The sequence below is a fragment of the Paraburkholderia sp. Clong3 genome (assembly GCF_050436485.1).
Taxonomy (GTDB): Bacteria; Pseudomonadota; Gammaproteobacteria; order Burkholderiales; family Burkholderiaceae; genus Paraburkholderia; species Paraburkholderia tuberum.
Window position 1 is genome coordinate 837,768 of record NZ_JBNDMH010000003.1, and the last position, 15,199, is coordinate 852,966.

At 64.5% G+C, this 15,199-nt stretch carries 14 protein-coding genes; 6 read left to right on the top strand and 8 right to left on the bottom strand.

Features of this window, described 5'->3' with window-relative positions; translation table 11 throughout:
* Positions 1-57 precede the first annotated feature (57 nt).
* From OKW30_RS27250 to OKW30_RS27265, 4 genes are all read right to left on the bottom strand, one after another.
* Complete coding sequence (locus tag OKW30_RS27250; protein WP_184037253.1) at positions 58-1,035, bottom strand: 2-dehydropantoate 2-reductase; 978 nt, start codon at positions 1,033-1,035, stop codon at positions 58-60.
* A 272-nt stretch (positions 1,036-1,307) separates the two neighbouring features.
* Entirely contained in the window at positions 1,308-1,928 is a 621-nt protein-coding gene (locus OKW30_RS27255) for a LysE family translocator (protein WP_026226576.1), read from the bottom strand.
* A gap of 97 nt (positions 1,929-2,025) precedes the next feature.
* Entirely contained in the window at positions 2,026-2,607 is a 582-nt protein-coding gene (locus OKW30_RS27260; RefSeq protein ID WP_429348132.1) for a hypothetical protein, read from the bottom strand.
* Between the two features lie 268 nt (positions 2,608-2,875).
* Positions 2,876-3,517: an IMPACT family protein gene (locus OKW30_RS27265; RefSeq protein WP_184072552.1), complete on the bottom strand. Its 642-nt coding sequence runs from the start codon at positions 3,515-3,517 to the stop codon at positions 2,876-2,878.
* A 113-nt stretch (positions 3,518-3,630) separates the two neighbouring features.
* On the opposite strand from OKW30_RS27265, the gene OKW30_RS27270 reads away from it, so the two are divergent.
* Both OKW30_RS27270 and OKW30_RS27275 read left to right on the top strand, forming a co-directional pair.
* Positions 3,631-4,257, top strand: coding sequence for a LysE family translocator (locus OKW30_RS27270; protein ID WP_429348133.1), 627 nt, complete (start codon positions 3,631-3,633; stop codon positions 4,255-4,257).
* A gap of 111 nt (positions 4,258-4,368) precedes the next feature.
* The gene (locus tag OKW30_RS27275; RefSeq protein ID WP_184037244.1) at positions 4,369-4,998 is read left to right on the top strand and encodes a 2-hydroxychromene-2-carboxylate isomerase; all 630 of its coding nucleotides are present in this window, start codon (positions 4,369-4,371) and stop codon (positions 4,996-4,998) included.
* Between the two features lie 16 nt (positions 4,999-5,014).
* Here the strand turns inward: OKW30_RS27275 and OKW30_RS27280 are convergent, their stop codons facing one another.
* Entirely contained in the window at positions 5,015-5,269 is a 255-nt protein-coding gene (locus OKW30_RS27280; protein ID WP_184072548.1) for a DUF2866 domain-containing protein, read from the bottom strand.
* A 342-nt stretch (positions 5,270-5,611) separates the two neighbouring features.
* On the opposite strand from OKW30_RS27280, the gene OKW30_RS27285 reads away from it, so the two are divergent.
* Positions 5,612-6,727 (top strand): diguanylate cyclase, encoded by a 1,116-nt coding sequence (locus OKW30_RS27285; RefSeq protein ID WP_429348134.1) that lies wholly within the window; start codon positions 5,612-5,614, stop codon positions 6,725-6,727.
* Positions 6,728-6,754: 27 nt separating this feature from the next.
* On the opposite strand, the gene OKW30_RS27290 is transcribed toward OKW30_RS27285, so the two are convergent.
* Positions 6,755-8,494, bottom strand: coding sequence for a peptidoglycan D,D-transpeptidase FtsI family protein (locus tag OKW30_RS27290; RefSeq protein WP_429348135.1), 1,740 nt, complete (start codon positions 8,492-8,494; stop codon positions 6,755-6,757).
* A gap of 321 nt (positions 8,495-8,815) precedes the next feature.
* A complete protein-coding gene (locus OKW30_RS27295) occupies positions 8,816-10,357 on the bottom strand; it encodes a methyl-accepting chemotaxis protein (RefSeq protein ID WP_429348136.1) in 1,542 nt (513 codons plus the stop codon).
* Positions 10,358-10,906: 549 nt separating this feature from the next.
* Between OKW30_RS27295 and aepX the strand changes: the two genes are divergently transcribed.
* From aepX to OKW30_RS27310, 3 genes are read left to right on the top strand one after another with little or no spacing between them, the layout of a single operon-like run.
* A complete protein-coding gene (aepX, locus tag OKW30_RS27300) occupies positions 10,907-12,637 on the top strand; it encodes a phosphoenolpyruvate mutase (protein WP_429348137.1) in 1,731 nt (576 codons plus the stop codon).
* The gene (gene aepY, locus OKW30_RS27305) at positions 12,634-13,797 is read left to right on the top strand and encodes a phosphonopyruvate decarboxylase (protein WP_429348138.1); all 1,164 of its coding nucleotides are present in this window, start codon (positions 12,634-12,636) and stop codon (positions 13,795-13,797) included. The genes aepX and aepY overlap by 4 nt, the downstream gene beginning before the upstream one ends.
* 23 nt (positions 13,798-13,820) lie before the next feature.
* Positions 13,821-14,888 carry a 2-aminoethylphosphonate aminotransferase gene (locus OKW30_RS27310; protein WP_429348139.1) on the top strand — a complete coding sequence of 356 codons (1,068 nt, stop codon included), beginning with the start codon at positions 13,821-13,823 and terminating at the stop codon, positions 14,886-14,888.
* Positions 14,889-14,933: 45 nt separating this feature from the next.
* Here the strand turns inward: OKW30_RS27310 and OKW30_RS27315 are convergent, their stop codons facing one another.
* Positions 14,934-15,086, bottom strand: coding sequence for a hypothetical protein (locus OKW30_RS27315; protein ID WP_184072533.1), 153 nt, complete (start codon positions 15,084-15,086; stop codon positions 14,934-14,936).
* Positions 15,087-15,199: the final 113 nt, after the last annotated feature.

The window sequence follows — 15,199 nt, forward strand, 5'->3', positions numbered from 1 at the left end:
TGGCATCCGATCCTTCAGGTCGTGTTGCAAGACGAAAAGGAATTGACGAGTACTCGGTCAATTGCCCTGTAAAGCCATCTTCTCGCGCAATTTGATCAGTGCGAGCACGACGTCGATAGTGGGTGTCGGTTCGGCAACGAGTCGCCCCATTTCCTGCACGACGGTCAATAAAGGATCGATTTCCATCGGCCTGCGGTGCTCGAGATCGACGAGCGTTGATGTCTTGTGCGCACCGACCGCACCCGCGCCATCAATACGCCTTTCCACATCGACGCGAAAGTGCACCCCGAACTGATCCGCGATTCGCTTCGCTTCGAGCATCATCGTGCGTGAGACCGCGCGCGTGCCCGGGTCACTCGTGAGCACATCGAGCGTTGCATGCGTCAATGCGCTAATCGGGTTGAAGCACAGATTACCCCATAGCTTGAGCCAGATTTCGTCACGAATGTTGTCGCGAATCGGCGCTTCGAAGCCGGCCGCCTGCATGATCTCGTGCAATTGCTGAATGCGCGGGGTGCGCTCGCCACTGGGTTCGCCGATGGGAAACTTCTTCCCGTACACGTGTTTGATCACCCCCGGTTCGACGATCTCCGCCGCCGGATAGAGTACGCAGCCAATCGCGCGCTCGGGTCCGAGCCTGGTCCATTGCGAACCGTCGGGGTCGACGCTCGTCAGCCGAGTGCCGGCAAAGCGCCCGCCGTGCTGATAGAAGTACCAATATGGAATGCCGTTGACGCCGGTAACGATCGCCGTGTGCTTGCCGAGTAGCGGTTGCATGGAATCGACCACGCCAGGCAGCGAATGCGCCTTCAGCGTCACGATGACGAAGTCCTGGACGCCGAGTTCGCGTGGATCGGACGTGCAGCGCACCGGCGCGCTGAACGTTTCGCCATCCATGATGAGGCGCGCGCCGTGTTCACGCATCGCGGCCAGATGCGGGCCGCGCGCAATGAAGCTGACGTCCGCGCCGGCGCGTGCCAATTGCACGCCCATCAAACCGCCAATCGCTCCCGCTCCGAAGATGCAGATCTTCATGATGTCGCTCCGTGACGATGAAAAAGCCGTTCGCCCAATGCCGCATTGCAGTCATTCGCGGCCGGTCACGGTTCGAGCATAAGGTGGCGCGACGAATGCTGATAGTTAAAGTTTCTCCGTCGATGTATTAGTTATTCGTTATGAAAAGACCGCGACGTGAATGCTGCTTCGACTGTCGGAGAGCCTAGGGCCTGTTCACGCTCCCCTGTTTTAAAAAAACCTTCTGGCGGCCAGCGCAAGCCCGTTATTAGCGTGAACAGGCCCTAGATACCTCAGCCGCGCCGAACCAGCAGAAAACTCACGCCGATTGCCGCGAGAAATCCGCCGCAGCAGCGATTGAACCAGCGGCGGATCTGCGCGCGCATCAGCCATTTGCCGAGATACATGCCGGCCCACGAATACAATGCAATCGCCACCCATTCGAGTACCAGAAAGCTCGCGCCGAGCGCGGCGAATTGCGGCAGTATCGGCTGCGCGACGTCGACGAATTGCGGCAGGAACGCGGTAAAAACCAGAATCGCCTTCGGATTGCCCGCCGCCACGAAAAACTCGTGCCGGGCGATGCGCGAGAGCGCGGCCTCCTGGGGTTGCGATGTATCGATTGCGGGTGCGTCGCTGCGCCACAACTGGATCGCGAGCCAGATCAGATAAGCGGCGCCCGCGAGTTTGATCGCCAGAAAGATCCACTCGGACGCATGCAGCACGACCGCGAGACCGGTCGCGGCGAGTGCGAGCATCATCGCGAAGGCGAGCAGCCGGCCGCTACCGCCGACGAACGCTTTCATGAAGCCATGACGCGCGGCCACGTTGATCGAAAGCAGGTTGTTGGGCCCGGGTGCGAGGTTAATGGCGAAGCAGGCGGGTAAAAAGAATAGCCAGGCGGTAAGGGACATGACGGCTTGCATTCCGAACGGGAGATCACGATGCACCGCGCGCGATGCGTTACCGGGATTGTAGCGAAACCGCGCCGCGCCTCGGCTGGCCGCGTGCTCAGTTCACCGCCTTGATAAAGCCTGGATCGCCAATCAATGTATCGACGCTGAGCTTGACCGTGTCTTCGATCGCGATCGTGTTGCTGGTGAATTTCGGCGACTTCTGCTTCACGGTGCGCGTGGTCGTGTACATGACTTTTTTGGTCGCCGCATCGATAACCACGTAGTGCATCTTCAGCGTCCACAGCGCCGGCGAGCGCGTATCGTCCACCGTGAAGGTTTCGATGCTGCCGCTGAGCACGCGTTTGTTGTCGTCGATACGAAAACCGGCCACTCGCAGACTATTCGCTACGCCATTGCGCACCACGAGGCTGACGTCGTCCTTCAGCACGAGCCCGGTCATCCCGGTATTTTCGATGCGGTTCGGCGAGATATGACCGTCGTGCGCGGGCTGATACGCGAAGTCGCGTGCAGGGGCGACGCTGAGCGAGCCGGTGCCGTGGGTCTTCGTGTGCGTTGCGCTGGCGCTGCTGTTCAGGCCGAACCATGACCACGAGCACGCGGACAGCAGCGTGGGCAGCAGTATGGCGCCGCAGCCCTTGAGCACGACGGCTCTCAACGGCGAACGCGCAGCAGCCATGCGGGAGAAAGCGGCGATCGAAGTCAGAGGAGTTGCCCTTTTCAGTGGAGTCATCCCGGTGAAGAACAGCATGGTAGCAGCGAACCGGACCGTCGAACCTTAAAACGGGCTCCGGGCGCTCCTTGCCGATCCGGGCAGCAAGCCTCGCATCGGGGCTGGCAGCCCGCCCATCATAACGGGCCGCGTTAGCGATGGACGTCGAGGCCACGCCCGAAGCGCTTTCGAGATGTTTTCGGAATTGCCCGCGTCAGGCCCGGACCTGAGCCGTTCAGAAAAAGCCCGCCTTTCCTTGCGTGATATCGATCAGCGTTGCCTTGGCGTCGTCGAGTGCGTTGGCGGGCACGCGCATCGTCATCTTCACCAGCATGCCGTAGGCGCTGTCCACGAGCGCATAGCCTTCGGCGTCCATCCATCGACGGACTTTGGCTTCGTCGGCATAACTCACTTCGACGCCCAGCAACACCTGGGCGATCCTCTCGACGCGCGGCGCGTCGAGCAGCGCGGACGCGATCGCATCGGTGTACGCGCGCACCAGACCGCCCGCGCCGAGCTTCACACCGCCGTAATAGCGCACGACCGCCGCAAGCACGCCATCCAGATCGTGATGCCGCAGTACTTCGAGAATCGGCCGACCGGCGGTACCGGACGGTTCGCCGTCGTCGGACATGCCGGACTGGCCGCCCGCCAGCAGCGCCCAGCACACATGCGTCGCGGCAGGATGTTCGTCGCGCAGACGCTGCAATTCGGCCATCGCGGCATCGCGATCGGCGACCGGGATCGCATGCGCGATGAAGCGGCTCTTGCGAATCTCGAGTTCCGCGCTCAGCGGCGCGGGCAGGGTATAGGTGGGCAAGGCGGAAACGTCGGTGGATGAAATGAAGCACGCGGTAGGCGGCGCGATGTCCGTCATGGTAACGGATCGTCGGTGCCAGCGAGGCGCAAGGGCCGCTTCGCGGGTTCGTCTACAATGGTCCGCTGAACGCGCGCCCGTCATTTCGACCCCGCGCGTCGCAAGGAGACGACATGCTTGACCTATCCACGTTGGGGACGTTCGTTGCCGTCGTGCTCGGGCTCTTTCTGATTCCAGGCCCGGCCGTGCTGCTAGTTTTGACGCGCACCATGCACGGCGGACGTAAAGCCGGCATTCTGACCGGTCTCGGTATCGCAACTGGTGATTTCGTGCATACGCTGGGCGCCGCGGTTGGCCTCTCCGCGCTGCTGATGACGTCCGCGCTGGCCTTCAATGCGGTGAAATTCGTCGGTGCCGCGTATCTCGTCTATCTGGGCATTCGCGCGTTGCGCGAAAAGCAGGCGAGTGCGCACCTGCCGGTCGTCGCGCCGGTGTCGGGTTCGAAGGCGTTCTTGCAGGCGATTCCCGCCGAAGTGCTGAACCCGAAGACCGCGCTGTTTTTCCTTGCGTTTCTGCCGCAATTCGTGCGCCCCGAACATGGCTCGACGTTTCTGCAGTTCGCGACACTCGGGCTGATTTTCGTTGCCATGAGCGCGCTTTACACGACGCTGATCGTCCTGACGATGCGGCCGCTGGGCAAACTCGTGAAGCGTTTGACGTGGTTGACGCGCTGGCGGAACAAGCTCATCGGTGTGCTGTTCATTTCGCTCGGCCTGCGCGTGGCAGTGCAAACACGCTGAGTCCGGAAGCGCGAGTTCAGGACGACGCCTGCAGGATCAGCCACCCAACGACGCGACGGTTAAGCATTGCAAGGCCACGATGCCATGGCACGCGCGATTCAGGAGACAGCGATGAATGAAGACGCAACTTCGACGGCGCGCGCGATCGAGTTCTGGTTCGACTTCGGCAGCAACTACAGCTATCTGAGCATGATGCGGATCGAAGCGTTGGCGGCCGCGCGCAACGTGACGATCGTCTGGCGGCCGTTTCTGCTCGGTCCGGTATTTCGCCAGCTCGGTTTCGACAACTCGCCCTTCGTACTGCAGAAAGAAAAAGGCGCGTACGTGTGGAAAGACATGGAGCGTCAATGCCGCAAATACGGCATTGCGCTCACGCGCCCCAGCAGTTTTCCGCGCGCGGCGCTTCTCGCGATGCGTGTTGCGCTGCTGGGTGCGAACGAGCCGTGGATCGGTGCCTGGTGCCGCAAGATCATGCAGTTGAATTTCGTCGACGACCGCGACATCGGTTCAATCGATGTCGTCAGTCACGCGCTCGACTCGCTTGGCTTACCGGCGCAGAGCGTGATCGACGCCGCGCAAAGCGACGCGAACAAGCTCCGCTTGCGCGAGCAGACCGAACGGGCCATCAATAAGGGGATTTTCGGTGCGCCGACGTTTTTTGTCGGCGGGGAGATGTTCTGGGGCAATGACAGGCTGGAGGACGCGTTGGACCACTGCGACGCGATCGCGGCGCGTCATTGAACGTCAGCGGGAGCGCTTAATCAGCCTGCTGGCAGAAGCGCCGACCCGGCACGTGAGAGACCACGGCCTGGGCGATTTCGAGCGGAGTACTTTCGGCGGGAACGACGCGACGGCTCGGTTCGGGCGCGTGCTTCATCGTCCATTCGACGAGCCGGTATGAACGGCCCCAGGGCGGTTGCAGCGGATCGGAGACCTTGCAGGAATGAATCTGGCGAGTCCATTGATGGCCGGGCATCGCACGCAGGTGTTCGACTACCATCTCTTCAACCATGATTTACCTCCTTCTTGTGCGCGTAACCGTTTTCGGTCGCGCTTCTGGCACCCCTCAAGAAAAAGCGCCGCCGATGTTCTGGCGGCTCAACAGGGGATGTGCCACATACTTGCAGGGAACAATTAAGCGAAACTTAAGAACCGCAATCATTACGCAAACGGATCTCACTGCGTGTAAGCGAATGCAAGTGAATGCAAGCCAGAGCTGACAACAGTGGGCACGAACGCCCGCAGGCCGGCCGACACGTCGCGAGCCTGCCCTCAAGACCCCGGCGGATCGGCCGTTATCAGTAGAGTTGGGGCGTCGACCCCGCTTCGCCTTCAGGGCCGCCCTACTGATACCGTGACGAATCTCGCCCAAACGCCGCTTTCCGAGCGCCTTCGCTCGCTCGTCGACACCGTGCAGCACAACGAGCGCACGTTGCGCCGCTTCCAGAACGTCGAGTTGCGGTTGATCGGCGCGCAGGATTTCGGATCGTTTCTCGATACGTTGTTCAGCCATCTGCCGCGGGAGTTCTCGCTCGCGAGCGTGGTGCTGTGGCTCGACGAGCGCGCGCCAATGCTGCTCGAACTGCTCGAGCCGGGCAACCTGCGCGCGCTCGATCATGCGCAGCTGAAGACGTCGCGCGAGGGCGGTCTCGTCGCGCAATCCTTGTGCGAAGGCGATCGGCCGTGGCTCGGCCGCCCTGTCGAACTCGACGACGACACGCGTCGCGCGTTCTTCGGTGCCGCGCCAGCTCACGTGCCGGCCAGCGCGATCCTGCTGCCGCTCGCCGCAGGCACGAGCGTCAGCGGCTATCTATGCCTCGGCAGCGACGACCCCGCGCGCTTCGGCGCGGGCATGGCCACCGACATTCTCGAGCGCTTCGCGAGCATCGTCACCGCGAGTCTCGACAACGTCGCGCATCGCGAGCGGCTCAAGCAGCTCGGCATGACCGACTCGCTGACCGGCCTCGCGAATCGCCGCTATTTCGACGAACGGCTGCGCGAGGAGTTGATGCGCGCGGCCCGTTATCGCGTGCCGGTCGCGTGTCTTTTCATCGATATCGACCGTTTCAAGCGCATCAACGATAGCCACGGCCATCAGACCGGCGACCGCGCGCTCGCGGCGGTGGCCGCCTGCGTGCGACAGCAGGTACGGCTTGGCGACACCGTCGCGCGCTATGGCGGCGAGGAGTTCGCCGCGCTGCTGCAAGGCGATCGCAGCGACGCGTTGACCGTCGCGGAACGCGTGCGGCGTGCGGTCGAGAATCTCGACGTGCGCGACGAGCACGGCGAGCTCATTGCATTGACCGTGTCGATCGGCGTGGCCGGGCGCGTGGTCGCCGGCAGCCCGGCCGAGGCGATGTCGCTCGGTCAGGCGTTGATGGACGAGGCCGATCGCGCGATGTATCAGGCCAAGCGCAACGGCCGCAATCGTATCGAGGCGCAGGTCGATGCGCTCGATGAGCAGGGCTGATCGATCGCAACTAACACTAACTACGCGTCACACTCCTGCCGCATCCGGCGGCACCCCGAGCAGCTGCAACGCGCCGCCCATCACGCCGCTGAACACCGGTCCAGCGACCGTGCCGCCATAGAACGCCTTGCCAGCCGGATCGTCGATCATCACGGCGACGATCAGGCGCGGATCGCTCATCGGCGCCATGCCGACGAACAGCGCGCGGTAGCGGTTCTTCGCGTAGCCCGCGCCGATCTGCTTGCGCGCGGTGCCGGTCTTGCCGCCGATGCGATAACCCGCCACGGTCGCGGCGCGTCCGGTGCCGCCGTCGCCCGTGGCCATTTCGAGCATGTTGCGAATCGCGCGCGCGGTGCCGGGCGTCGTGACCGATTCGCCGCGGTCGGCGAACGACGCGGGGCCCTCCGCGTCGAGCGGCTCGCGCAGCAGGCTCACGCGCCTCAGCGCGCCGTCGCCCGCATAGGCGGTGTAGACCTGCGCGATTTGCAGCAGCGATACCGACAGCCCGTAGCCATACGCCATCGTGGCCTGTTCGATCGGGCGCCAGCGCTTATATGGCCGCAGCTTGCCGGCGGCCACGCCAGGGAAGGGCAGCTCGGGCTTCAGACCGAGCCCGTATTGCCGATACTTGGTCCAGATCGTCTCGGCCGGCAGATTCAGCGCGAGCTTTGCCAGCGCGATATTGCTCGACTTCTGCACCGCCTCGGCGACCGTCATCGCGCCATGATTCGACGTGTCGTGAATCACGGCCGGGCCGATCCGATACCAGCCGGGCGCGGTATCGATGATGCTCTGCGGCCGCACCTTGCCTTCGTCGATCGACAGTGCGACGACCAGCGGCTTGATCGTCGAACCCGGTTCGAACGTGTCGATCACCGCGCGGTTGCGCAACTGCCGGCCGGACAGGTGCGTGCGGTCGTTCGGATCGAAGCTCGGGTAGTTGGAGAGCGCGAGGATCTCGCCGTTGCGCGCATCGAGCACGACCACGCTGCCCGCTTCGGCGCGGTGCTGCGCGATCGCCGCTTTGAGCTGTGTGTACGCGAGTTGCTGGATGCGCCGGTCGATCGTCAGCTGGATCGTGGCGCCGTTGCGCGCGGGCACGAGCGGCCGCGTCTCCGAGATCACGCGGCCGAGCCGGTCGCGGATCACCTCGCGGTGGCCGGGCACGCCTTGCAACTGCGCATTGGCGGCGAGTTCGACGCCTTCCTGGCCGTTGTCCTCGATGTCGGTGAAGCCGACCACGTGCGCGGCCGACTCGCCCTCGGGATAAAAGCGTTTGGTGTCGGCGATCTGCGTGATCCCGGCGAGCCCGAGGCGCGACAGATGCCCGGCAGTGTCGGCATCGACCTGGCGCTTGAGCAGCACGAAGCTGCGCTCGCCGTTCAGACGCCGACGCAGTACCGCGAGCGGCAGATCGAGCAGCTTTGCCAGCGGCGCGAACGCGCTTTCGTCGACGAGCTTCGGCGTGGCCCAGATTTCGTAGGTCGCGAGACTGACCGCGAGCATCGAACCATTGCGATCGACGATCCGGCCGCGCGTCGCGTCGAGTTCGAGCAGGCGCTGATAGCGCTTCTGCCCTTGGTCGACGTAGAAGTCCTGATTCACGACCTGCACCCAGAACGCGCGGAGCGCGAGCGTCGCGAACGCGCCGGACACGAGCAGCACGACGAACTTCGAGCGCCACGCGGGTAGTCGCGCATCGAGCAGCGGGTTCTTCGCGGCTAAGGCATAGGGATCGGGCGACGGTGGTTTTTTCTGGCGGTTCATGGCGGCGGGCAGCGGACCTCACGTACTTTCGATTGAACGAGGCCGCCAAAGCCATGAGGCTTGGCGGCAAGGACTGTCGCCGGGCCGATTGTAAATAAAACGTAATTTAAATGCGAGGAGTGTGAAAGGAGACGTGTTCGAGCTGGAGCAAAGGCGAGCCGAGCCGAAGCTTGATAACGAAAAGCCGCGCGAACTTGCAAAATCCGCGCGGCTGATTCGTTCGATTGATGCGTCGACTCCGACGCGGCGTGTTGAATAGGCGCTCCCTGCCTGTGGGGCGCCTTCTTTTTTCGCGCCCGTTGCGGGCGCGGCGGGGCAAGCTCAAGCCGGCAACGCGAAACTCGCAATCGCGTCGCGCAACACGCCGACCTGGTCCTTCAGCGAATGCGCGGCGGCCGCGGCCTGTTCGACCAGTGCCGCATTCTGCTGCGTGACCTGATCCATCTCGCCGACCGCGCGATTGACCTGTTCGATGCCCGCGCTCTGCTCGCGCGACGCGTGGCTGATTTCTTCGAGGATCTCGTTGACCCGCCGCACCGACTGCACGATCTCGCCCATCGTCGCGCCCGCGTTGGCGACCAGTGACGAGCCGGTCTCGACGGTATCGGTCGAGGTTTCGATCAGCGCCTTGATCTCCTTGGCGGCCGTCGCCGAGCGCTGCGCGAGGCTGCGCACTTCGGCCGCGACCACCGCGAAGCCACGGCCCTGTTCGCCGGCGCGAGCCGCCTCGACGGCGGCATTCAGCGCGAGGATATTGGTTTGGAACGCGATGCCGTCGATCACGCCGATGATGTCGCCGATCTGCCGCGAGCTCGCGGTGATCTCGCCCATCGTGCGCACCACGTCGTCGACCACGCGGCTGCCGCGCGTCGCGACGTTCGCTGCGTCGCTCGCGAGTTGCGCGGCCTGGGTCGCGCTGTCCGCGTTCTGCTTCACGTTCACCGTCATCTGATCCATGCTCGACGCGGTTTGCACGAGCGCCGCCGCCTGCTCCTCGGTGCGCTGCGACAGGTCGGTGTTGCCCGCTGCGATTTCGTTCGCGCCGACGTTGATGTTCTCGATGCCCTGGCGCACGCGCGAGACCGTGTCGACGAGTCCCGCCTGCATCGTGCGCAGCGCATGCAGCAGGCTGCCGCTGTCGTGCGGCTCGATCGGCACCGGCGTCGCGAGGTTGCCTTGCGCCATCAACCGTGCGTGCTCGACGGCCACTTCGAGTTCGCCGCCGAGCGAGCGGCGGATGCTGCGCAGCACGATCAGCATCACGGCCGTTGAGAGCGCACCGAGCGTGACCGTGATCGCGAGCCAGCGCAGCAGGCTGCGGTAGAACGCGCTTTGCACGTCGTCCATGTACATGCCGGTCACGAGGTACCAGTCCCACGGCGCGAAGTGCATCGAGTAGCTGGTCTTCGCGACGGGCTGCTCGCTGCCGGGCTTGGCCCACAAATAATCGACGAAGCCGCCGCCGTCGTGATTGCCCGAGTTGACGATATCGACGAACAGATGATTGCCGGCCGGATCGGTGAACTGCGCGAGGTTCTTGCCGATCAGTTCGGGCTTGATCGGATGCATCAGCATGACCGGCTGCGAGTCGTTGATCGACAAATAGCCGTCCTTGCCGTAGCGCATCGCGCCGAGCGTCGCGAGCGCCTGCTTTTTCGCGTCGTCCTCGGACAGCGCATGCTGCTGGGCGAGCGAGTAGTAGTGGCCGACGACGTGGTTTGCCTCTTCGATCAACGAGCGCAATTGCTCGCGTCGGTCCGAGATCATCGATGCGCGGTTCTGCCACGCGCCGAACGCGCCGATCAGGATCAGGCCGACCCACAGAACGGCGATCATGGACGCCAGTTTTCGGTTCAGAGTCATAGCGATGGGAATGGGCGTTTTGGCCAGTAAGGTCCATTGAATTGCGGTCGGATGCCGCTCGCTGTGTTTACGGCGCGAAATGGCATTGATCGAGACAGGGAAAACCCGCTGTTCGACATCGCTATTCGTCCGATTAATAGGCGAATTTATTGATCGTTTTAAGCGGCGTTCATACGTGCAATTCGAAAAAGACTTTTGTGCATCATTCGCGAATCTGAATTAACCGACGATTATCGTAAATCGCAGCGATTGAAGAATGCGCGAGAAAATCGACATGAAAAAATGCCGGCGCTGGTCTGCGTAAAACCTGCTGAGCCCAATCCAGGAAGGCTCGCACCAACATCCCACAAAACGCCAATCAAATCCAAAAATCCCGTTAAATGATCACACATGCAAAAAACAACACATTTTTCCACTTAAGCGCAACCACGAAAGACCGCTGAGACCTTCAAAGACTCGTCATAAAAAATTCCGCTATAGTCGCCGTTTTCCGATTGCCAGCCCGGCATCGAAGAACGCCAATAAGCCCGCCACCAGGAGTCCCGAAGAGTGAATGCACGCGATCCCGCTTTCGTTTCCCAGTCCCGCAGCGCGCGCCTGCGCCAGATGCTCGTCAGCAGCGAACTCGAATTCATGATGGAGGCGCATAACGGCCTGTCCGCGCGCATCGTTCGCGAAGCTGGGTTCAAGGCGATCTGGGGCTCGGGCCTCGCGATCTCCGCGCAGTTCGGCGTGCGCGACAACAACGAGGCGAGCTGGACGCAGGTGGTCGATACGCTCGAATTCATGGCCGACGCGAGCGATCTGCCGATCCTGCTCGACGGCGACACCGGCTACGGCAACTTCAACAACGTGCGCCGCCTCGTGCGCAAGCTCGAACAGCGCGGCATCGCCGGCGTGTGCATCGAGGACAAGCAGTTTCCGAAGACCAACAGCTTCATCAACGGCGAGGCGCAGCCGCTTGCCGATATCGACGAATTCTGCGGCAAGATCAAGGCGGGCAAGGACTCGCAGAACGACGAGCATTTCTCGATCGTCGCGCGCGTCGAGGCGCTGATCGCGGGCTGGGGCATGGACGAAGCGCTGTGCCGCGCGCAAGCGTACGCCCAAGCTGGTGCCGATGCGATCCTGATTCACAGCAAGCTGTCGCGCCCCGACGAGATTCTCGAATTCTCGCGCGCATGGGCCGGGCGCGCGCCGCTCGTGATCGTGCCGACCAAGTACTACAGCACGCCGACCGAGGTGTTCCGCGAAGCGGGCATCAGCACCGTGATCTGGGCGAACCATCTGATCCGCGCGGCGACCTCGGCGATGCAGGCCGTCGCGAAGGAAATCCATTCGAGCGAGACGCTCGTCAACGTCGAGGACAGCATCGCGGCCGTCAACGAAATCTTCCGTTTGCAGAACGCCGACGAATATTCGGAAGCCGAAGACCGCTATCTGTCGAGCGGCCGCGCGGCCGGCTCGGCTGTCGTGCTCGCCGCGAGCCGCGGCAAAGGCCTTGAAGCGGTGACCGGGGACCGTCCGAAGGTGATGCTGCCGATCGCCGGCAAACCGCTGCTGCGCTGGCTCGTCGACGCGTTCAAGAAGCAGGGCGTCAACGACATCACCGTGGTCGGCGGCTATCGCGCCGACGCGATCGATACCGCGGGCATCCGCCTCGTGGTCAACCAGCAGCACGCGCAGACCGGCGAGCTTGCCTCGCTCGCGTGCGCACTCGACCACCTGACCGGCGACACGGTCATTTCGTACGGCGACCTGCTGTTTCGCAGCTACATCCTGCGCGATCTGGTGGAAAGCGAGGCCGCGTTCAGCGTGGTCGTCGATTCGTCGCTGACCGATGCGGAGAACGCGAGCGTGCGCGATTTCGCGTGGTGCTCGGCCGCCGACGACCGCGGTCTGTTCGGCAACAAGATCGTGCTGCGGCATGTCGCGAGCGGGCGGGAGCAGTCGTCGGCGGCGGGCGTCGCCCCAGTGCCGCATGGCCGCTGGGTGGGTCTGCTGAACGTGCGCGGCGCGGGTCGCGAGCGCCTGCGGGCGGTCATGCGCGAGTTGCGCACGCGCGACGATTTCGCGTCGCTCGACATGCCCGCGCTGCTGAACGCGTTGATCGAAGCGGGCGAGTCGATCGAGGTGCAATACGTGCACGGCCACTGGCGCGGCGTCAACGATCTCGACGATTTCCGCCTCGCGGGCGACTTCGCGCACGCGCAGGCGCCGTTCGCGACGGCCGTCGGCGGCGGGGCGACGACGAACGATGCACACGGAGGCGCGCAATGATCGAAGCAGCACAGTTCGTCGAGGCGGCGCGCGAGCGCGGTTTCGACTGGTACGCGGGCGTGCCGTGCTCGTATCTGACGCCGTTCATCAACTACGTGCTGCAGGACGAATCGCTGCACTACGTGTCGGCGGCCAACGAGGGCGACGCGGTCGCGCTGATCGCCGGCGTTACGCTCGGCGCGAAAAACGGCCGGCGCGGCATCACGATGATGCAGAACTCCGGGCTCGGCAACGCGGTAAGCCCGCTGACGTCGCTGACGTGGACCTTCCGCCTGCCGCAACTGCTGATCGTCACGTGGCGCGGCCAGCCCGGCGTCGCCGACGAGCCGCAGCACGCGCTGATGGGCCCGATCACGCCGGCGATGCTCGACACGATGGAAATTCCGTGGGAGACGTTCCCGACCGAGGCCGACGCGATCGGTCCGGCGCTCGATCGCGCGATCGCGCACATGGACGCAACCGGCCGCCCGTACGCGCTCGTGATGCAGAAGGGCAGCGTTGCGCCGTATGAACTGAGGGACGGCGGCGCGCCCAGGCGGCGCACGCCGGTCGAGCCTCGCGCGCGGTTTCGCGACAGCGCCGCGAACGAACTCGCGACGCGCCACGACGCGCTGCAAAAGGTGATCGCGCATACGCCGCTCGACTCCACGGTGGTGCTCGCGTCGACCGGCTTTTGCGGCCGCGAACTCTATGCGATCGACGATCGCGCGAACCAGCTATACATGGTCGGCTCGATGGGCTGCGTGACGCCGTTCGCGCTCGGCCTCGCGCTCGCGCGCCCCGATCTGCGCGTGGTCGCGCTCGACGGCGACGGCGCCGCACTGATGCGCATGGGCGTGTTCGCGACGCTCGGCGCGTACGGCCCGTCGAACCTCACGCACGTGCTGCTCGATAACGGCGCGCACGACTCGACCGGCGGTCAGGCGACGGTATCGTCGCAGGTGTCGTTCGCGGGCGTGGCGGCCGCGTGCGGTTACGCGTCGGCGCTCGAGAGCGACGATCCTGCGATCATCGACGAGCTGTTCGCGGCGCCGCCGCTCGACGGGCCGCGCTTCGCGCGCCTGACGATCCGCCGCGGCACGCCCGACGGCCTGCCGCGCCCGACCATTACGCCGCCCGATGTGAAGACGCGCCTGATGCGCCACATCGGCGCGATCTGAACCCAACGCCAACAGGAGCGCCCATGCTGCTGCTCAACCCCGGCCCGGTGACGCTCACCGAACGTGTCCGCAACAGCCTGTTGCAGACGGATCTGTGCCATCGCGAGAGCGAGTTTTTCGATCTCCAGGAAGAGGCGCGCACGCGTCTCGTCGACGTGTACGGGCTCGACCCGAACGAATGGCAGGCAGTACTGATGACCGGCTCCGGCACGGCCGCCGTCGAAAGCATGACGGCCGCGCTGGTGCCGCACAACGGCAAACTGCTGGTCGTCGAAAACGGTGTGTACGGCGAGCGTATCGCGCAGATCGCCGCGCAATACGGCATCGCGCACGAAGCGCTGAAGCACGACTGGATGGACGCGCCCGATCTGGCGAAGATCGCCGAACGGCTCGACGCCGACAAGTCGTTCACGCACGTCGCGGTGATTCATCATGAAACGACCACGGGCCGCCTGAACGACATCGCGGCGCTCGGCGCCTTGTGTCACGAGCGCGGCCTGCGTCTGCTGGTGGACGGTGTCAGCAGCTTCGGCGCCGAAACGATCGATTTCGCGGACGCGAGCCTCGACGCGCTCGCCGCGACCGCCAACAAGTGCCTGCATGGCGTGCCGGGCGCGTCGTTCGTGCTGGTGCGGCGCGCGGCGCTCGCACGCGCGGCGAGCCGCACCTACTACCTCGATCTCGCGCGGCTCGCGCGTTTGCAGGATCAGCGCAACACGCCGTTTACGCCGTCGGTGCACGCGTATTACGCGCTGGTCGAGGCGCTGCGTGAGCTCGCCGACGAAGGCGGCTGGCGCGCGCGTCACGCGCGCTATGCGGCGCTTGCCGAGCAGGTGCGCGCCGGGCTGGCGGCGCGCGGCATCGACAGTGTGTTGCCGGCCGGGCAGTCGTCGGTGGTGTTGCGCGCGTACCGCTTGCCCAACGGTATCGCGTATCCGCAACTGCACGACGCGCTGAAGGCGCGCGGCTTCGTGATCTATGCGGGGCAGGGCGGGCTGTCGGCGGAGCTGTTCCGCATCTCGACGATGGGCAACATTCACGCGGCCGATATCGACCGCCTGCTGCAGGGCTTCAGCGACTTGATGCGCTGACGCTGCGCCGAGCGGCGCGCCGCGACCGCGCCGCTCGCGGCTCCCTTACACCGGATCCTTGTCCGGCGGCCCGTCAGGCCGCTGCGGCTCCTCGACATGATGCCCCGGCGACGGCGGCACGAGCGGGTCGGCTTCCGGGTCGCGGTTCGGATCGGCGTTCGGGTCGGGAATCGGGCTGGTGTGCATGTCGTCGCTCATTGCGTCACCCTTGCGGTTGAAATGCGCGGGTCCGGCGCAAGCGGCTTGATACCGCCGATGTGTGCCGCCGCGTCGGCTATCTGTCTTCAAGCGTAGGCGCTCGCCGCGCTTCC